Source organism: Streptomyces sp. NPDC096152 (assembly GCF_044763235.1).
GTDB lineage: Bacteria > Actinomycetota > Actinomycetes > Streptomycetales > Streptomycetaceae > Streptomyces.
The window spans coordinates 157,153-175,781 of sequence record NZ_JBIWFW010000003.1; the positions used below are offsets into that span (position 1 = coordinate 157,153).

Genomic DNA, 18,629 nt, shown 5'->3' on the forward strand with positions numbered 1-18,629 from the left:
CGCCGTGAGCCGGTACATCCGCCATGCCGCCGCCTTCTGCGTCCTGCTGCTCGTGGCACTGCTGGTGAACACGGCCCGGCTGCAACTGTTCCAGGCGCCGTCGTACGACGACAACCCGTTCAACCGCCGTTCCTCGATCGCCCGTTACGGGCAGCCCCGCGGGCAGATCCTGGTCGGCGGCCGCCCGGTCACCGGCTCCCGGGACACCGGCGAGCAGCTCCGCTACGAACGGACGTACGTGGCAGGGCCGTTGTACGCACCGGTCACCGGGTTCGCCTCGCAGCGGTACGGGACGACCTTTCTGGAGCACGCCGAGGACGAGGTGCTCGCCGGCACCGATCCGATGCTCTCGGCGTTCCCGCTGTGGAACGACTTCACGCGGTCCCTGCCCCCGGGCGGCAACGTGGTCACGACGCTGAACCCGGCCGCCCAGCGGGCCGCGTTCGAGGGGCTGGGGACGCACCCGGGCGCGGTCGCGGCGATCGAGCCGGCCACCGGCCGGATCCTGGCGCTGGCCTCCGCCCCGTCGTACGACCCGGCGGAGCTGTCCGGCAACGGGCCGACGGTGACGCGGGCGTGGGCGCGGTTGAACGCCGACCCGGAGAAGCCGATGCTCAACCGGGCGGTCCGGCAGACGTATCCGCCGGGTTCGACGTTCAAGGTGGTCACCGCCGCGGCGGCGCTGGACGCGGGGGTGGTGACCGACCTCGACGCGCGGACCCGTTCACCCGACCCGTACACCCTGCCCGGCACCAGGACCCGGCTGGCGAACGAGGCGGACGACTGCCGTGACGCCTCGCTGCGCCATGCCTTCGAGTGGTCGTGCAACACGGTGTTCGCGAAGCTGGGGGTGGAGGTGGGCGTCCACGACATGCGGAGGACGGCGCGGGCCTTCGGCTTCAACGACAAGGGGATCAGGATCCCGTTCTCGGTCGCGCCGAGCAGCTTCGACTCCCAGGTGGACCGGGCGCAGCTGGCGCTGTCGTCGATCGGGCAGTACAACACGCGGGCCACGCCGCTGCAGATGGCGATGGTGGCGGCGGCGGTCGCGAACGGCGGGCAGCTGCGGACGCCGTATCTGGTGCAGCGGACGACGCGCAGCGGCGGGGGCACCGTGTCCGCGGCCGGGTCGCGGCCGGCGCGGCAGGTGATGCTGCCGATGACGGCCGTGCGGCTGCAGGAGCTGATGACCGACGTGGTCGCCGAGGGTACCGGCACCAACGCGGCGATCCCGGGTGCCACGGTGGGCGGCAAGACCGGCACCGCCCAGCACGGCCTCGGCAACTCCGGTACGCCGTACGCCTGGTTCGTGGCCTGGGCGCGGGGCGACGAGGACGTGGACGCGCGGGTCGCGGTCGCCGTGGTGGTGGAGGACGCGTCGGCGCGGCGCGGGGACATCAGCGGGGGCGGGACGGCGGCGCCGATCGCGAAGCGGGTGATGCAGGCGGTGCTGCACAGCCGGCCGGAGCGCTGACACCCGCCGTGCCACGTACGCCCGCCACGGCACTTGCGCCCACCGCGGCGCGAGCGCCCGCCGGCAGCGGCTCCCGGCGGGTGTGCGCCGATCGGGTGTGCGTCGGCCGGGCGTGCATGTCGGGCGTGTATCGGCCGGGGACTCAGCCGCCGAGGCGTTGGCCCTGCTCGATGGCGTCCGTCACCTCCGCGACCCGTTCCCGCTCCTCCGCCGCGAAGCGTTCCGCGTCGAGCTGCTCCGCGATCTCCTCGTCCTGGGCCATGAGCAGGTCGAGGTTGGAGTCGCCCATCTCGAAGACGCCCATGTCGACGTAGGCCTGCTGGAGGCGCTTGCCCCACAGGCCGATGTCCTTGACGCAGGGGACGATGCGGCTGAACAGCAGCCGGCGGAAGAGCTGGAGGAACTCGGAGCGCTCGCTCAGCTCCTCCGCCTCCGCCTTCGGGATGCCGAAGTTCTCCAGCACCTCGACGCCGCGCAGCCGGTCGCGCATCAGGTAGCAGCCCTCGATGACGAACTCCTCGCGCTCGCGGAGTTCGGCGTCGGTGAGCTGCTTGTAGTAGTCGCGCAGCGCCATGCGGCCGAAGGCCACGTGCCGGGCCTCGTCCTGCATGACGTAGGCCAGGATCTGCTTGGGCAGGGGCTTGGTGGTGGTGTCCCGGATCATGCCGAAGGCGGCCAGGGCCAGGCCCTCGATGAGGACCTGCATCCCCAGGTACGGCATGTCCCAGCGGCTGTCGCGCAGGGTGTCGCCGAGCAGGGACTGGAGGTCGTCGTTGATCGGGTAGAGCATCCCGACCTTCTCGTGCAGGAAGCGGCCGTAGATCTCGGCGTGCCGGGCCTCGTCCATCGTCTGGGTCGCCGAGTAGAACTTCGCGTCCAGGTCGGGGACGGACTCCACGATGCGGGCGGCGCAGATCATCGCGCCCTGCTCGCCGTGCAGGAACTGGCTGAACTGCCAGGAGGCGTAGTGCCGCCGCAGTTCCCCCTTCTCCCGTTCGGTCATCTTGTCCCAGTACGGCGTGCCGTAGAGGGTCATCGACTCCTCGGGGGTGCCGAGGGCGTCGTAGGGATCGACCTCCAGGTCCCAGTCGATCCGCCTCTGCCCGTCCCACTGCTTGTCCTTGCCCTTCTGGTACAGGGCGAGCAGCCGGTCGCGGCCGTCGTCGTACTCCCAGCTGAAGCGGGCCGCGCCGGTCGCCGGCACCTGCCAGTGGGGGTCGCCCGGGTCCTTCGCGTACAGGTCGTAGGTCGGCATACCTCGCAGGCTCACACGTAGACGCCGAGTCAACAAGTCATGTGCAAGGGATTGACGACCTTGCTGACAAGCAGTCTCATAAGAGCCGGAAAACATGTGACCCCGGGTAACGAGGTGGGACAGCCATGACGACCGTGACGGAAGCCGACGCGCTCGCAGGTCTGCGCGACGCGCTCGGCCTGCTCAAGGACCGGGAGCAGGTGGCCGAGCGGCTGCTCGACTCTTCCGCCAAGCACTCCTTCGACCCGGACGAGGAGCTGGACTGGGACGCGCCCTTCGAGGAGGGCAAGTGGTTCTGGCCGCCGGAGCTGGTGTCCCTGTACGGCACACCGCTGTGGAAGCGGATGGGCGAGGAGCAGCGGATCCTGCTCTCCCAGCACGAGGCGGCCGCGCTGGCCTCGCTCGGCATCTGGTTCGAGCTGATCCTCATGCAGCTCCTGGTCCGGCACATCTACGACAAGGCGGCCACGAGCGCGCACGTGCGGTACGCCCTGACGGAGATCGAGGACGAGTGCCGGCACTCCAAGATGTTCGCCCGGGTGATCACGCGCGGCGGGACGCCCTGGTACCCGGTGAGCCGGGCGCACCAGAACCTGGGGCGCCTGTTCAAGACGATCTCCACGACCCCCGGGTCCTTCACGGCCACGCTGCTCGGCGAGGAGGTCCTGGACTGGATGCAGCGGCTGACCTTCCCGGACGAGCGGGTGCAGCCGCTGATCCGGGGCGTCACGCGGATCCACGTCGTGGAGGAGGCCCGCCATGTGCGGTACGCCCGTGAGGAGCTGCGGCGCCAGATGGTGACGGCGCCGAAGTGGTCCCAGGAGTTCACCCGGGTCACCTCCGGCGAGTTCGCCCGCGTCTTCTCGGTCGCCTTCGTCAACCCCGAGGTCTACACGAACGTGGGCCTGGACAAGCGGGAGGCGATGGCGCAGGTCAAGGCGAGCGGCCACCGCCGCGAGGTGATGCAGACCGGGTCCAAGCGGCTCACGGACTTCCTGGACGACATCGGCGTGCTGCGCGGGGTCGGGCGGCGGCTGTGGAAGTCGTCCGGGCTGCTGGCCTGAAGCGCCGCCCCACGCCCCCGGCGCCGGCCACCGGGGGCGTGCGTGCCGTACGGGGTGCGGGATCAGCGATTACGCTGCGGTTCATGACCCCGCAGGCCCCCACCCCCGCCTACCGCAGACTCAGCGTCGAGGAACGCCGGGCCCAGCTCCTCGACGCCGCGCTGTCCCTGTTCGCGCACCGGGTGCCCGAGGACGTGTCGCTGGACGACGTGGCGGAGGCGGCCGGGGTCTCGCGCCCGCTGGTGTACCGGTACTTCCCCGGTGGCAAGCAGCAGCTGTACGAGGCCGCGCTGCGCTCCGCGGCGGAGGAGCTCCAGCACTGTTTCGACGAGCCCCGCGAGGGCCCGCTCATGCCCCGTCTGGCCCGCGCCCTGGACCGCTACCTGACCTTCGTCGACGAGCACGACGCCGGTTTCAGCGCGCTGCTGCAGGGCGGCAGCGTGGTGGAGACGTCCCGGACGACCGCGATCGTGGACGGCGTGCGGCGGGCCGCGGCCGAGCACATCTTCCGGCACCTCGGCGTCACCGCGCCGGGCCCGCGGCTTCGGATGACCGTGCGGATGTGGATCACGGCCGTGGAGGCCGCCTCGCTGATCTGGCTGGACGAGGGGAAGCAGCCGCCCGTCGGCGAGCTGCGGGACTGGCTGGTGGAGCAGTTCGTGGCCGTGATGACCGTGACCGCGGCCCGGGACGCCCAGACCGCGGCGCTGGTGGCCGCCCTGGCGTCGGCGGATGGCTGACACTGGTGCCGTGAAGAGTCAGGACACGCCCTTCGAGGGCGGGCCCATGGACGGCCGGGTGCTGCCCGTGCTGCTCGGGCCCACCGGCCACCCGCCCAAGACGTACCGCATCCCGGTCCCGGACGCCGCGGGCGGGCCGCCCACCGTGCTCGTCTACCGCCGGGTGCCCCGCGGTCACAGCAGACGGCTGGGGATCACCCAGGGCTGGAAGTACCTGTTCGACCCGGAGGGCGGCCGGGGCGGGCGCCCGCGGTGGCCGTGGTCGAAGCCGCGGCCGTCGGGGGGCAGCCAACCGGACACCACCGTCGGCCGCGGCCCGGGTGACACCCAGGAGTGACCGTGTTGCGCCGTTTCGCGTACATCTGACCTAAATTCATCTCATCCGTCGCATGCTCACGGTGCGGAGCGGAAGGCCCGCTGCGCAGCGGAGGTGATGACGTGTCAGGAAGGGTGCTGCGTCTGGTGTGCACGGCGGCGGTGGCGGCCCAGGCCGCCCTCGTCCCGGTGTCGGCCACGGCCGCGCCGCAGCCGCCGAATACCGGACAGCGTTCCGCGGCTGCTCTGCTGACGGACTTTCAGCGGCTTTACGGGCAGGCCGAGAAGGCCGCCCAGACCTACCGCACCACCGCCGGGCAGCTGGCGAAAGAGCGCGCCAGGGCCGGCCGGCTGGACGCCGCGCTGACCCGCGCCCGGCGCTCCCTGCAGGACAGCCGCGGGGCGGCCGGACGGCTCGCCCGGCAGCAGTACCAGGGCACCACCGGCCTCTCCCCCTACGTACGGCTGCTGCTGGCGCGCGATCCGCAGCACGCGCTGGAGGAGGGGCATGTGATCGGGCAGCTGGCGCGGGAGCGGGCCGGGACGGTGGGCCGGCTGGCCACCGACGAGAAACGCGCGGACGACCTGGCCGCCCGGGCGCGCAGGGCGCTTGCCGCGCGGACCGCCCTCGCGGCGCGGCGGCAGAAGGCCCGCGACGAGGTGCGGGGCCGGCTGCACGACGTCGAGAAGCTGCTGGCCTCGCTCACCGCCGAACAGCTCAAGGCGCTGGCCGAGTTCGAGGCGAACGGGGTCACCGGGGCGCAGCAGAGGCTGCTGGCCTCCGGCGCGCTCGGCGCCGGCACCCCGCCGAGCCAGGAGGGCGAGCAGGCCGTGCGCTACGCGGTGCGCCAGCTCGGCAAGCCGTACCAGTGGGGCGCGGCGGGGCCCTCGGCGTACGACTGCTCGGGGCTGACCTCGCGGGCCTGGGGCGCCGCGGGCACCGCGATCCCGCGCACCAGCCAGGAGCAGTGGGCCCGCCTGAAGCGCATCCCGCTGACGGAGCTGCGGCCCGGCGACCTGGTGATCTACTTCCCCGAGGCCACGCACGTCGCGCTCTACCTCGGCGACGGCATGGTGGTCCAGGCGCCGCGGCCCGGGACCAGGGTGAAGGTGTCGCCCGTCGCGGCCAATCCGGTGCTCGGGGCGGTGCGGCCCGACCCGGACGGGGAGCCCCTGCGGCGGTACGCGCCGCCGGAACTCCCCGCGGATGCCCTGAAGGGGTCGGACCAGGGGTACTACGCGGCGCCGACGCCGGAGACCTCCGCCAGGTAGGCCTGGGTCATGGCCGGGTCGTAGAAGAAGTTCTCGAAGTCGGCCGGGTCGTTGAAGGCGTTGGCGAAGCGGTCGGCGACCGGCTGGAGCTGGCCGGCGGCGCCGATGAGGTTGAGGATGTGCTCGGGCGGCGGGGCGAGCATCGCGTTCGTCCACTTGGTGACGTGCTGGGCGGTGGCCCAGTAGCGGTCGAAGGCGCTCTGCATCCACTCCTCGTCGAAGGGCTTGTCGCCCTGTTCGAGGATGGAGGCGAGGTAGGCGGCCGCGCACTTGGACGCCGAGTTGGAGCCCTGGCCGGTGATCGGGTCGTTGGCGACGACGACGTCCGCGACGCCGAGGACCAGGCCGCCGCCGGGCAGCCGGCCGATCGGCTTGCGCACGGTCGGGGCGTAACGGCCGGCGAGCGTGCCGCCCGCGTCGGTCAGCTCGACCTTGGTGGCCCGCGCGTACTCCCAGGGCAGGAACTTCTCCATGAGCCGCAGGGTCAGGGAGAGATGCTCGGCCGGGTCCTTGACGCCGTTGAAGACGTCGAGCGGGCCGCCGGGGATGCCCTCCCAGAAGAGGATGTCGGCGCGGCCGGAGACGGTGTACGTCGGCATCACGAACAGCTCGCCGACGCCGGGGACCAGGTTGCAGCGGACCGCGTCGAACTCCGGGTGCTCCGGGCGCGGGCCCAGCCCGTGCACGTAGGACACCGCGAGGGCGCGCTGCGGCTCGCTGTACGGGGAGCGGGAGGCGTCGCGCTCGAACATCGACACCAGCTCGCCCTTGCCCGCCGAGACGAGGACGAGGTCGTAGGCGCGGGCGAAGTAGTCGAGGTCGCCGACGGCCGCGCCGTGGATGACGAGCTGGCCGCCGCGCTGCGCGAAGGTCTCCATCCAGCCGGCCATCTTCACCCGCTGGTCGACCGACTGCGCGTACCCGTCGAGCCGGCCCACCCAGTCGATCGCGCGCTGCGAGGGACCGGGGTCGAAGGAGCCGGGGGCGGCGACCGAGACACCGAGCCCCTCGATCTTCGGGGCCTGGGACTCCCAGAAGTTCAGCTGCAGGTCGCGCTCGTGCTGCAGTGCCGTGTGGAACATGCACTGCGTCGACATGACGCGGCCGGCGCGGATCTCGTCCGCGGTCCGATTGGACATCAGGGTGACCTCGTACCCGTGCGACTGGAGGCCGAGGGCGAGCTGGAGGCCGGACTGGCCGGCCCCCACGACGAGTATCTTCCGCATGCGGGGGTGTCTCCTAAAGCTGACTTCTGGACTGCTCGGGGGGTTTCCCCGAGGGGGCTGCTCGGGGTCCTCGAGTCGGACTACTCGGGGGTCTCCTCGAGTGCGTGGGCGACGAGGGCCAGCAGGGTCTCTATGGCCGAGATGCGGCGCCGCGCGTCCATGATCATGACAGGTATGTGTGCGGGAATCGTGAGGGCCTCGCGCACGTCCTCCGCGTCGAACACCTCGGTGCCGTCGAAGTGGTTGACCGCGACGACGTACGGCAGTCCGCAGCTCTCGAAGTAGTCGAGCGCCGGGAAGCAGTCCTTCAGGCGGCGGGTGTCGGCCAGCACGACGGCGCCGATCGCGCCGCGGACCAGGTCGTCCCACATGAACCAGAACCGCTGCTGGCCCGGCGTGCCGAACAGGTAGAGCACCAGGTCGTCGTCGAGCGTGATGCGGCCGAAGTCCATGGCCACGGTGGTGGTCTGCTTGCCCGGCGTGGCGGTGAGGTCGTCGGTCTCCTCGCTCGCCTCGGTCATCATCGCCTCGGTCTGCAGAGGCGTGATCTCCGAGACGGAGGTGACCAGCGTGGTCTTGCCGACGCCGAAGCCGCCGGCCACCACTATCTTCGTGGCGATCGGGGCGCGGGTGCGGTCCGTCTGCCACGGTTGCAGTTGCTCCTGCTCCCCCGGCACGGTGGGGAGCGGGGAGACGCCGACGGAGGCGGAGTCAGAGACGACGGAGTCCACTCAGCACCCTTTCCAGCAGTGCGCGGTCCGGCCGGCCCACGCCGTGCCCGGTACCGGTTCCGTACACACGGATCTTTCCCTGGTCCGCGAGGTCGCTCAGGAGCACGCGGACCACACCGAGCGGCATCTGCAGCAGCGCGGCGATCTCGGCCACCGTCCGCATGCGGCGGCAGAGTTCGACGATGGCCCGCATCTCCGGCATCACCCGGGTGGTGAGGGAACCATTCGTCAGTTCCTTGCGCTCCTCGGCGGCCTCCAGCTCGGCCGTGCTCGTCACGAAGGTCTCGACGAGCAGCACGTGACCGAAGCGGGTACGGCCGCCGGTGAGCGAATAGGGGCGGACGCGGGCGGGTTTGCGGTCCCCGCCGCGGACCGGAAGGTGATGTTTGGACGTACTGCTCATCGGGCGCTCCCCGCCGACTCGGACTCCAGGGATTTCCTCAGCTCGCTGCGGAGTTCGGGGGTCAGGACGTGTCCGGCGCGGCCCACGAAGAGCGCCATGTGGTAGGCCACCACGCTCATGTCGCACTCCGCGGAGCCGTGCACGCCGAGCAGCGAGCCGTCGCTGATCGACATGACGAACAGGCTGCCCTCGTCCATCGCGACCATCGTGTGCTTGACCCGGCCGAACTGCATGAGCTTGGCCGCGCCGACGGTGAGGCTGCCGATGCCGGAGACGATCGTGGCGAGGTCCGCGGCGGAGCCGCGCGGCCCGCCGCGCCGCTCGCCGCGGGCCTGGCGGGCCGCGGCGTTGCGGCCGGGGTCCGACGAGAGCAGCAGCAGACCGTCGGAGGAGACAACCGCGACCGAGAGGATCCCGGGGACCTCCTCGACCAGGTTGCTCAACAGCCAGTGCAGGTTGCGGGCTTCACTGCTCAGTCCGAAGGTACTGGGCGCGGTCAACTGCTTGCCTCCTCGACTGTGCCCCCCGTGGCTTCTTCGACCTGTCCGTGTCCGTCCGGCCGCTGGGTTCCGGCGATCTCCGCCTCGACGTCGCGGTATCCGGCCTGCGCTCCCTGACGGAAGCCGCCGAGGCGGCGGCGGAGGGCCTCGGCGTCCACGGACCCGGTGCGCTGCCGCGGGGCCTGGGTGGGTGCGGTGATCTTCGGGGTGCGCTTGGGCAGGCCCTTGCCGGTGACCCTGTCCTCGGCCTCGTCCTCCGCGCGCTCGTGCACCTCGAAGTCGCCCGCGGCGGCGCGGGTGGGGCCGCCCGGTGCCGCGGGGGAGGTCTCGTGGCCGGGCGCGGCCGGGGTGTGCGGGGCGTTCCCGCCGGCGGCCGCGTGCGGTGCCGGCGCGGCGGCCGTGGTGGGGCGGGCATGGGCCGGACCCGTGCCGGAGCCGGGCCGCACGGGCAGGGGGTCCGGCTCGGAGGCCTGCGCCGGGAGCATCAGCTCCATGGTCGTCTCGGCGGGGGACTCCTCCGGCGCGGTGCCGGGGGCGGGCGCCGCGGGAGCGGCCTCGGGCGCGCCGTGGGGCGCCGCGGCCTCGTCGGCGGTTCCGGCCGTGCCGGCCGCCTCCACCGCCTCCGAGCGCTGCACGGCCTTCTCCGCCAGCGCCACCAGCGGGTCCTCGCCCTGCCCACGGCCGTACAGCACGTTGGAGTTGGCCTCGGCGTTCGCGCCCGGCAGCGAGTAGCTCTGGGCGCCCCCGGCCGCGGGCCGCGCCGACGGGGCCCCGGCGGCGGGCGCGGCCGCCAGCAGGCTCCGCGGTACGACGACGACCGCGGCGACGCCGCCCTGCTTCTGCTCGCGCAGCTGCACCCGCACACCGTGCCGGTGGGCGAGGCGGGCCACCACGTACAGCCCGAGACCGAGACCGTCCTCGGCCTCCTGGTCGTAGGATGCCCCGGGGTCGAACTCGGCGAGACGGGCGTTGACGCGGGCCATCCGCTCGTCGGTCATGCCGATGCCCTCGTCCTGGACGGAGAGCATGATCTCGCCGTTCTCCAGGAGCCAGGCGGAGACCTCGACGGGCTGGTCGGGCGGCGAGAACCCGGTGGCGTTCTCCATCAGCTCGGCCAGCAGGTGGCTGAGGTCGTCGGCGGCGAAGCCGGCGATGTGGGCGTGCGGCGGCAGCGCGGCGATACGGACCCGCTCGTAGCGCTCGATCTCACTGAGCGCTGCGCGGACCACGTCGACGAGCGGGACCGGCCCGGCGCTCTGCTGGAGGTGCTCGGTCCCGGCGAGGACGAGGAGGTTCTCGCTGTGCCGGCGCATGACCGTGGCGAAGTGGTCGAGCTTGAAGAGGGTAGAGAGGCGCTCGGGGTCGTGCTCGCGCTCCTCCAGGCTCTCGATGACGCCGAGCTGCCGCTCGACCAGGCCGAGGGTGCGCAGCGCCAGGCTGACGAAGGTGCTGCCGATGCTGCCGCGCAGCCGCTCCAGCTGGGCGACGGATTCGGCGAGTTCGGCGCGCAGTTCCTCGCGGGCGTCGGCCATCGTCTGGCGCTGGCCGACCAGGTGCCTGCGGTCGGCCTCCAGGTGCTTGCGGTCGGACTCCAGGCCGGCGATGCGCTCGGCGAGGGCCACCGCGTGCGCGTGCAGCGCGTTGACCGAGCGGACGACCTGGGCGAACTCGTCGTTGCGGCCGGTGAACTTGAGGGGTTCCTCCGCCGTCGGGTCCTCCGCGCCGGCCAGGCGGGCGGAGCCAAGGCGCAGCACCGCGAGCGGGCGCGTGAGGGTGCGGGCCAGTGCCGTGGCGATGGCTGTGGCGACCAGCAGCAGGGCCCCGAGGAGGGCGATCCGGATCTCCAGCGCGGTGACGTCGTCGTCGCGGAGCTGGGCCAGGTCCTTGGTGCGGTGGTCGTAGAGCGAGGACTCCGCGCCGCGCATCAGGTCCACCCGGGCGCTGAGCGCCGCGTCGGCCTTCCTGAGGCTGGTGGCGCGGTCGCGGTCGGAGAACGTGGGCTCGTCGGTGAGCTGGGCGAGGTACTTCGCCGCGCTGTTGACCTCGGGGCCGGTGACGGTCGAGTCGTACGACGCCTTGGCCGCCTCGGGGGCGGTGTCGCGGAAGTCGGCGAGGGCTGCGTCGGAGCGCAGCCGGGCCTGCTGGGCGGCGGCGCTGAGGGCGTCGCGCTGCTTGGCGTCGGCCTCCGAGGCGGCCCCCGTGGTGGTGGGCAGGCCGGTGGCCGGGTCGATGACGGCCTGCGTGGAGTGCGGCACGCTGAGCGCGGCGAGCAGCAGGCCGCGCGCGGCGGCGGCCTGCTGGACGGCGGTGTCCAGCTCGGCGAGCGCGTACGCGCCGGAGCCGGCCCGCGACGGCATCCGCTCGGCCAGCTCGCCGGCCAGCCGGTGCAGCTCGGTGATGGCGGCGGAGTAGGCCTGGTGGGTCTGCAGGGCGGTGTTCTGCCCGGTGAGCGCCGCGCGGCGCACGCCCGCGATGCCGTCCAGGTCGGAGCGCAGCCAGGCGGGAGTGTCGGGGTCGGCGCGCAGTTCCTCGACCTGCCGGTCGACGCGGGTGCTGCGCTGCTCGGAGGGCGCCTTGGCCTTGGGACGGCCGGCGGCGACGTAGGAGGTGACCTCGTCGCGTTCGTCGGCCAGCGCGTGGGCGAGGGCGAGGGCGTCCTGGGTCTGTCCGGCGAGCGTCACCAGATTTTGGGAGTCGCTCACCTGTCCGGAGGCGGCCATCACGGACGGGGCGCCCGCCCCGGCGACGGCCGCGGCCACGACGGCGACGGCCGTGATGAGCCGGTTGCGTACGTGGGTGGGGCGGCCCTTGCCGACGGGGGGCGTGGCGGGGGACTGCTGCGGGCCTCCCGCGGAGGTCGTGTGGTTGCCTGTGCGCCGAGGCCGCGTTTTCTGCACCGGTGCTCGCATTCCTGTGCTCGTGTACTCATGGGCCCGGGTGGCGCCCCGTCAATTGGTGCGACGGGTGCGTACACCCTCCCCCGAGCTCCCGACTTCGCGCGAGCAAGGGGGGACCTCCGTCGGTTTCCGACCCTCCCAGTGCCGGTGGGCAGTGGTCCCGCATCGTCCGACCGGCCACCCGAAGGAGTGAACATCGGAGGGGAGTTGGCGGGCAAGTTCCCGAGACGGGCGTGACAGCCCTGCGCGGCGGGCCGGTTGGACGTCCGGGGCAGGCTTTGGCAGTATTCGCCACCACGCCTTCCCGGAGTGATCCATTCCAACCCAAAACAGGCGCGTGACCTGCGGTGGCGCGTAAATTCCGGGGCTGTTGCCAGCCTTTCGCAAACCTTGTGAAGGCCTCGTGCAGACTGGCCGGATGCGTACTGAAGTCGTTTCGGAGCCCGGTCTGCCGGATCGCCTCAACGAGGACTTCGCGAGTGTCGGCCTGCCCGCTTCCGGGCAGGGTGGCTGCCTCGTGGTTCTGGACGGGGTGACCCCGCCCGGAACGGGGACGGGGTGTCTGCATTCGGTCCCCTGGTTCACCGCCCGGCTCGGCGGGATGCTGACCGAACTGACCGTTTCCTGCGGAGATCTGACTCTGCCGGAGATCCTCACGCGGGCCGTCTCGCGGGTCGCCGGGGCCCACGCGGACACCTGTGACCTTTCTCACCCGCGCACTCCGCAGGCGACCGTGGTTCTCGCCCGCTGGTCGCCGGAGGCGGTGGAGTACCTGGTCCTGTCCGACTCGGCGCTGCTGGTGGAAGGGCCCGACGGCACCGTCACCCCCCTCCTGGACGACCGCCTGGCCCGGCTCCCCCGAACCTCGCTGGCCACCGACGCGATCGTCGACGCCACGGTGCGCAACAAGGAGGGCGGCTTCTTCACCGCGGCCGCGGACCCCTCGGTGGCGGCCCGCGCCGTGACGGGCACCCTCCCGCGCTGCGGCATCCGCTCGCTGACGGCGCTGACGGACGGCGCGGCGCGCTGGGTGGAGAAGTTCCACGAGGGCGACTGGACGCAGTGCGTGGCCCTCGTGCGCAAGGAGGGGGCCCACGCGCTCGTGGACCGCGTCCGCTCCCTGGAGAGGGCCGACCGCGAGGAGCGCGCCCGCCTGGGCCGCAGCAAGACGCACGACGACGCGACGGTGGTGTTCGCGGAGCTGTGAGCCGGGGCTACTTCTCCATGACGTCGTTCAGTTCGTGCAGGAGGCGGGCGAGTTCGGAGACCTCGCGGCGGTTCCAGTGGGCGAGCTGGCTGACGTAGCGGGCGCGGCGTGCCTCGCGGACCCGGCCGACGCGGCCGCGGCCCTCGTCGGTGAGGGCGACGAGCCAGGCGCGCCCGTCCGCCGGGTCCGGTTGCCGGGCGACCAGGCCGAGTTCCTCCAGGGCGCGCAACTGGCGGGACATGGTGGCCTTGCCGACGCCGATGTAGGCCGCGAGGTCGGTGGCGCGCTGGCCGCCGCACTCGTCGAGCCGGACGAGCAGGCCGTACGCGGAGGACTCCAGGTCGGGGTGGACCTCGCGGGCCATCTCCCCCTGGTTGGCGCGGGCGCGCCGCAGCAGCACCGTCAGTTCCCGCTCCAGGGAGAGGAACTCGCGCTCCGCACCGCCGGGCGCCGCGTCGGGCGCGCCACCCCGGTCTCCGTCGCCGTTCGCCTCTTCGTGCACGTCAGCCCCGCCTCGTTCTCCCGGTTCCCGGTGTTTTCCCGGGCGTGAAAGTTTCCGCCCGCCGCCGCCGTCGTCGCAGCTCCGCAAGTATTTCGCAGGCGTAGACCAACGGCAGCCCCCGGACCCCCTTCCCACCCCGGGTCTACGTGCGTAGCGTCCTCCGCAGGCAAGGAATGACATGCCCACGCCACCAGCGAATGCCGGGCCCACGGCGGCCCGTTCTCCCCTTCCGGCCGGCATGTCCCGCGTTCTCCCCCACCGCGCACCACCGAGCCTCGGAGGCACGTCATGCCCGTGCACAGATCCGGAACGGCCCGCGTACGGCGGCTGACCGTCGCGGGGACCCTGATCGCCGCTTTCTCCCTGCTGTTCACGCTCCCGGCCTCGGCCGCCGGCCACCCCGCCCGGGGCTCCGCCCACATGGGCATGGGCGTCCTGGCGCACGACGGCCAGGACGGCACCCCCGCACCGACCGCCGTCACCCAGACCGAGGGCGTCGACGTCGCCGGCTACCAGGGCAACGTCGACTGGACGACCCTGTGGAACAGCGGCGTCCGGTGGGCCTACACGAAGGCGAGCGAGGGGACGTACTACACGAACCCCTACTTCACGCAGCAGTACAACGGCTCCTACAACATCGGCATGATCCGCGGCGCCTACCACTTCGCCACCCCCGACACCACCAGCGGCGCCACCCAGGCCGACTACTTCGTCGACCACGGCGGCGGCTGGTCGCGGGACGGCATGACGCTGCCGGGCACCCTCGACATCGAGTGGAACCCGTACGGGGCCGCCTGCTACGGCAAGACGGCGAGCGCGATGGTCGGCTGGATCGCCGACTTCCTGAACAGGTACAAGGCGCGCACCGGCCGGGACGCGGTGATCTACACGGCCACCAGCTGGTGGACCCAGTGCACCGGCAACTACGGCGGATTCGCCGTGAACAACCCCCTGTGGATCGCGCGGTACGCCTCGGATCCGGGGACGCTGCCGGCCGGTTGGGGCTACTACACGATGTGGCAGTACACCTCGTCCGGCCCGACGGTCGGCGACCACGACAAGTTCAACGGCGGGCTGGACCGGGTGCAGGCTCTCGCCAACGGCTGACCCCGCCTCCCGGCGCACGGCGAAGGCCCGGGACTCCCTCACGGGACCCGGGCCTTCCCTCATCCGGCGGCCTCCGTCACGCGGCCACCGGAACCTCCGGCGCCGCCCCGCTCGACGCGGGCGCGAGCGCCAGCTCCAGGACCTGCCGGACGTCGGTCACGGCGTGGACGTCGAGCCGGTCCAGCACCTCGGCCGGGACGTCGTCCAGGTCGGCCTCGTTGCGCTTGGGGATGACGACGGTCCGCACCCCGGCGCGGTGGGCGGCCAGCAGCTTCTGCTTCACTCCGCCGATCGGCAGGACCCGGCCGGTCAGCGAGATCTCGCCGGTCATCGCCACGTCCGTGCGGACCAGGCGCCCGGAGAGCAGCGACGCCAGCGCGGTGGTCATCGTGATGCCCGCGCTCGGGCCGTCCTTGGGGACCGCGCCCGCCGGGAAGTGGATGTGCACGCCCCGGTCCCGCAGGTCGCCCACCGGCAGCTCCAGTTCGGCGCCGTGGCTGCGCAGGAAGCTCAGCGCGATCTGCGCCGACTCCTTCATCACGTCGCCCAGCTGACCGGTCAGCGTCAGGCCCGCCGCGCCGGTCTCCGGGTCGGCCAGGGACGCCTCCACGAACAGGACGTCACCGCCGGCGCCGGTGACCGCGAGGCCGGTCGCCACCCCGGGGACGGCGGTACGGCGCTCGGCCGGGTCCTGGGCGGACTCCGGCACATGGTGCGGCCGGCCGATCAGGGAGCGCAGATCGGCGTCGGTGACGGTGAACGGCAGCTCCCGCTCGCCCAGTTCGTGCCGGGCCGCCACCTTGCGCAGCAGCCGCGCCACCGACCGCTCCAGGGCCCGCACGCCCGCCTCGCGGGTGTACTCGCCGGCCAGCCTGCGCAGCGCGCCCTCCTCGATCGTCACCTCGCCCTCGTGCAGGCCCGCCCGCTCCAGCTGGCGCGGAAGCAGGTGGTCGCGCGCGATGACGACCTTCTCGTCCTCGGTGTAGCCGTCCAGCCGGACGATCTCCATCCGGTCGGCCAGCGCCTCCGGGATGGCCTCCAGGACGTTGGCGGTCGCGAGGAACACGACGTCGGACAGGTCGAGTTCGACCTCCAGGTAGTGGTCCCGGAAGGTGTGGTTCTGCGCGGGGTCCAGGACCTCCAGCAGGGCCGCCGCCGGGTCGCCGCGGAAGTCCGAGCCGACCTTGTCGATCTCGTCGAGCAGCACGACCGGGTTCATCGACCCGGCCTCCTTGATCGCGCGGACGATCCGGCCGGGCAGCGCGCCGACGTACGTACGCCGGTGGCCGCGGATCTCGGCCTCGTCGCGGACGCCGCCGAGGGCGACACGGACGAACCGGCGCCCCATGGCGTGCGCGACCGACTCGCCGAGCGAGGTCTTTCCGACGCCGGGCGGCCCGACGAGCGCGAGCACGGCACCACCGCGCCGCCCGCCGACCACGCCGAGGCCGCGGTCGACGCGGCGCTTGCGTACCGCGAGGTACTCGGTGATCCGCTCCTTGACGTCGTCCAGGCCCGCGTGCTCCGCGTCCAGCACGGCCTTGGCGCCCCGGATGTCGTAGGCGTCCTCGGTCCGCTCGTTCCACGGCAGGTCGAGGATCGTGTCGAGCCAGGTGCGGATCCAGGACCCCTCCGGCGACTGGTCGGACGCCCGCTCCAGCTTGTCGACCTCCTTCAGGGCCGCCTCGCGGACCTTCTCGGGCAGGTCGGCGGCCTCCACCCGGGTGCGGTAGTCGTCGGACTCCTCACCGTCCGTCTCGCCGTTCAGCTCGCGCAGCTCCTTGCGGACGGCCTCCAGCTGACGGCGGAGCAGGAACTCGCGCTGCTGCCTGTCGACGCCCTCCTGGACGTCCTTGGCGATGGTCTCGGCCACGTCCTGCTCGGCGAGGTGGTCCCGCAGCTGCCGCGTGGCGAGTCTCAGCCGGGCCACCGGGTCGGCGGTCTCCAGGAGCTCGAGCTTCTGGTCGGTGGTGAGGAAGGGCGAGTAGCCGGAGTTGTCGGCGAGGGCGGAGACGTCGTCGATGGCCTGGACCCGGTCGACGACCTGCCAGGCGCCGCGCTTCTTCAGCCAGCTCGTGGCGAGCGCCTTGTACTCCTTGACCAGTTCCGCGACCTGGCCGGGGTAGGGGTCTCCCCCGTTCGAACGGAGTTGAGAAGCGGGGGAAAGGTCCGGCGCGGTCTCCTCGACCGCCGTCCCCTCGACCCACAGCGCCGCACCGGGGCCGGTGGTCCCGGCGCCGATCCGCACCCGCCCGCGGCCGCGGACCAGGGCACCCGGGTCGCCGTCGGCCAGCCTGCCGACCTGCTCGACCGTGCCCAGCACGCCGGTCTTCGCGTACGTCCCCTCGATGCGCGGCACCAGCAGGACCCTGGGCTTGCCCGGCTCCGACCGGGCGGCGGCCTGGGCGGCCTCCACCGCGGCCCGCACTTCGGCGTCGCTCAGGTCCAGCGGGACCACCATGCCGGGCAGCACGACCTCGTCGTCGAGCGGCAGCACGGGCAGGGTGAGCGGTGTGAACGCCGTGGACTCAGCAGCCATGATCTCCCCTTCGGCAGTCAAGTTGAGCTATGCCGACTCAATGCTGGGGAGCTCGTCATTGTTCCCCGACGCCTGTTCGCTCTGAGCGATCAAGGCAAAGCCGCGTCGTTCGCGCCTTTCACGGCGCGTGGGAGCGCACGGGAGGGGGACTTGAGGCTACGGGTCGGGGCGCCGGGCTCACGCGCCGGCGCCGACGCGGCACTGATGCCCTCACGCCCTTACGCCCTGACGTCGGCTCAGGCCGTGACGGCGGCCGGGCTCTGGACGCGCGCCCGCGCCCAGCGGCGGACGACCGGCCAGCTCGCCGCGCCGAGACTCACGGAGATCAGATGCCCCGAGCTCGTCATCGGGTCGGTGTACGCCATCAGGTCCGGGACCTGCATCCCGAGGAACCCGAGGAGCAGCGGCCAGCGCAGCCAGGGAGCGAGCAGGCCGGACAGCGCGCCGACACCGGCGGCGACGCCGAAGCTGATGCCGTAGTCCAGGCGGTGCAGCGAACTGTCGGGCAGCAGGCCCCCGAGCACCGCGAGCCCGACGGGGACCTCGGTCGCGAGGGTCGCCAGCACATGTCCGAACAGGAAGACGCCCGCCGTACGCAGGCCCCCCACCCGGCGCTCCAGCGCGGTGAGCACCAGCAGGAAGCACAGCGCGTACGGCGAGGCGATCCCGCCGGCGACCCAGAGCGCGCTGCCCGTCAGCACCAGCAGGGGCGTCCGCACGAGGTGCGCGACATCCGTGCTGGAGCCCTGGTACAGGACGTTCATCAGGGCGGGGTCGACACAGCGGGCGACGAGCGAGGTGACGGCCAGTACGACCGCGTAGCCGAAGGTGAAGGGGGTGCCGGTGGGGTCGGGCAGCAGGCGCCAGGGGCGCAGAGCGCGACGAGCGCCGCCGAACCCGCCGGGCCCGCGTCGCCCGTCGAGGCGCGCCGCCGAGGTGACGGGTGCGGTCCTCCCGGTCGCCTCGGTCTCCGGCAGGGTGGCCGTGACGACGGCCCCGTCCGCCGCGGCGCCCGGCGCCCGGCCCCGCTGCCGCGGCATTCCGTCGAGCAGCTGCGCGACCTCCGCGAACCCCGGGCCCGCGTCGAGGGCCGCGCCCGCGTGCGCACCGGCGCCCGCGGCCCGGCCCGCGCCCTCCCCCGGCGCGTGCGGAGCGGCCCCGCCCTCCTCCGCCGCGGGAGGAACGCCCGAAGACGCCGAAGAGGCCGCACCGTCAGCCGTCGCAGTCCGTTCCACGCCGAGGCGCTCCTTCCGTCACGCCCCACCCTTGGCGCCCCACCGGCCACTGTCTATGACCGACGCCACGCGAACGGCGATTCACAGCAACTTCTGACCTTCCTCCCGCGTCCGCCCCCTCTGCTTCGACACCACCCCCCGGGCACCGGTAATTCAGGTGGC

General features: G+C 72.8%; 16 protein-coding genes. 7 read left to right on the top strand and 9 right to left on the bottom strand.

Annotated elements, in window-relative coordinates:
• The first annotated feature begins 4 nt into the window (after positions 1-4).
• Positions 5-1,474 carry a penicillin-binding transpeptidase domain-containing protein gene (locus tag ACIQ9G_RS10935; RefSeq protein WP_403608185.1) on the top strand — a complete coding sequence of 490 codons (1,470 nt, stop codon included), beginning with the start codon at positions 5-7 and terminating at the stop codon, positions 1,472-1,474.
• Between the two features lie 142 nt (positions 1,475-1,616).
• Here the strand turns inward: ACIQ9G_RS10935 and ACIQ9G_RS10940 are convergent, their stop codons facing one another.
• Entirely contained in the window at positions 1,617-2,729 is a 1,113-nt protein-coding gene (locus tag ACIQ9G_RS10940) for a ferritin-like domain-containing protein (protein WP_403608186.1), read from the bottom strand.
• Positions 2,730-2,854: 125 nt separating this feature from the next.
• On the opposite strand from ACIQ9G_RS10940, the gene ACIQ9G_RS10945 reads away from it, so the two are divergent.
• From ACIQ9G_RS10945 to ACIQ9G_RS10960, 4 genes are all read left to right on the top strand, one after another.
• A complete protein-coding gene (locus ACIQ9G_RS10945) occupies positions 2,855-3,793 on the top strand; it encodes a diiron oxygenase (protein WP_403608187.1) in 939 nt (312 codons plus the stop codon).
• A gap of 83 nt (positions 3,794-3,876) precedes the next feature.
• Positions 3,877-4,533: a helix-turn-helix domain-containing protein gene (locus ACIQ9G_RS10950; RefSeq protein ID WP_356191917.1), complete on the top strand. Its 657-nt coding sequence runs from the start codon at positions 3,877-3,879 to the stop codon at positions 4,531-4,533.
• A complete protein-coding gene (locus ACIQ9G_RS10955) occupies positions 4,526-4,870 on the top strand; it encodes a hypothetical protein (RefSeq protein WP_403608188.1) in 345 nt (114 codons plus the stop codon). Before ACIQ9G_RS10950 ends, ACIQ9G_RS10955 begins: the two co-directional genes overlap by 8 nt.
• 101 nt (positions 4,871-4,971) lie before the next feature.
• The gene (locus ACIQ9G_RS10960; protein ID WP_403608189.1) at positions 4,972-6,120 is read left to right on the top strand and encodes a C40 family peptidase; all 1,149 of its coding nucleotides are present in this window, start codon (positions 4,972-4,974) and stop codon (positions 6,118-6,120) included.
• Here the strand turns inward: ACIQ9G_RS10960 and ACIQ9G_RS10965 are convergent.
• The 5 genes from ACIQ9G_RS10965 to ACIQ9G_RS10985 form a co-directional block, all read right to left on the bottom strand.
• The gene (locus ACIQ9G_RS10965; RefSeq protein WP_403608190.1) at positions 6,084-7,346 is read right to left on the bottom strand and encodes a styrene monooxygenase/indole monooxygenase family protein; all 1,263 of its coding nucleotides are present in this window, start codon (positions 7,344-7,346) and stop codon (positions 6,084-6,086) included. The two genes, ACIQ9G_RS10960 and ACIQ9G_RS10965, sit on opposite strands and share 37 nt — an antisense overlap.
• Positions 7,347-7,426: 80 nt before the next feature.
• Entirely contained in the window at positions 7,427-8,077 is a 651-nt protein-coding gene (locus ACIQ9G_RS10970) for a GTP-binding protein (RefSeq protein ID WP_403608191.1), read from the bottom strand.
• Complete coding sequence (locus tag ACIQ9G_RS10975; RefSeq protein WP_403608192.1) at positions 8,058-8,480, bottom strand: DUF742 domain-containing protein; 423 nt, start codon at positions 8,478-8,480, stop codon at positions 8,058-8,060. The genes ACIQ9G_RS10970 and ACIQ9G_RS10975 overlap by 20 nt, the downstream gene beginning before the upstream one ends.
• Positions 8,477-8,980 carry a roadblock/LC7 domain-containing protein gene (locus tag ACIQ9G_RS10980; protein WP_403608193.1) on the bottom strand — a complete coding sequence of 168 codons (504 nt, stop codon included), beginning with the start codon at positions 8,978-8,980 and terminating at the stop codon, positions 8,477-8,479. Before ACIQ9G_RS10980 ends, ACIQ9G_RS10975 begins: the two co-directional genes overlap by 4 nt.
• Entirely contained in the window at positions 8,977-11,877 is a 2,901-nt protein-coding gene (locus tag ACIQ9G_RS10985; RefSeq protein ID WP_403608194.1) for a nitrate- and nitrite sensing domain-containing protein, read from the bottom strand. The genes ACIQ9G_RS10980 and ACIQ9G_RS10985 overlap by 4 nt, the downstream gene beginning before the upstream one ends.
• 418 nt (positions 11,878-12,295) lie before the next feature.
• On the opposite strand from ACIQ9G_RS10985, the gene ACIQ9G_RS10990 reads away from it, so the two are divergent.
• Positions 12,296-13,084 carry a hypothetical protein gene (locus ACIQ9G_RS10990; protein WP_403608195.1) on the top strand — a complete coding sequence of 263 codons (789 nt, stop codon included), beginning with the start codon at positions 12,296-12,298 and terminating at the stop codon, positions 13,082-13,084.
• Between the two features lie 7 nt (positions 13,085-13,091).
• On the opposite strand, the gene ACIQ9G_RS10995 is transcribed toward ACIQ9G_RS10990, so the two are convergent.
• Positions 13,092-13,586: a MarR family winged helix-turn-helix transcriptional regulator gene (locus tag ACIQ9G_RS10995; RefSeq protein ID WP_403608196.1), complete on the bottom strand. Its 495-nt coding sequence runs from the start codon at positions 13,584-13,586 to the stop codon at positions 13,092-13,094.
• A 288-nt stretch (positions 13,587-13,874) separates the two neighbouring features.
• On the opposite strand from ACIQ9G_RS10995, the gene ACIQ9G_RS11000 reads away from it, so the two are divergent.
• The gene (locus ACIQ9G_RS11000; protein WP_403608197.1) at positions 13,875-14,693 is read left to right on the top strand and encodes a lysozyme; all 819 of its coding nucleotides are present in this window, start codon (positions 13,875-13,877) and stop codon (positions 14,691-14,693) included.
• Positions 14,694-14,769: 76 nt separating this feature from the next.
• On the opposite strand, the gene lon is transcribed toward ACIQ9G_RS11000, so the two are convergent.
• Together lon and ACIQ9G_RS11010 are read right to left on the bottom strand one after the other, a co-directional pair.
• Entirely contained in the window at positions 14,770-17,232 is a 2,463-nt protein-coding gene (lon, locus tag ACIQ9G_RS11005; protein WP_403608198.1) for an endopeptidase La, read from the bottom strand.
• A gap of 236 nt (positions 17,233-17,468) precedes the next feature.
• Positions 17,469-18,467, bottom strand: coding sequence for a rhomboid-like protein (locus ACIQ9G_RS11010; protein ID WP_403608199.1), 999 nt, complete (start codon positions 18,465-18,467; stop codon positions 17,469-17,471).
• Positions 18,468-18,629 lie beyond the last annotated feature (162 nt).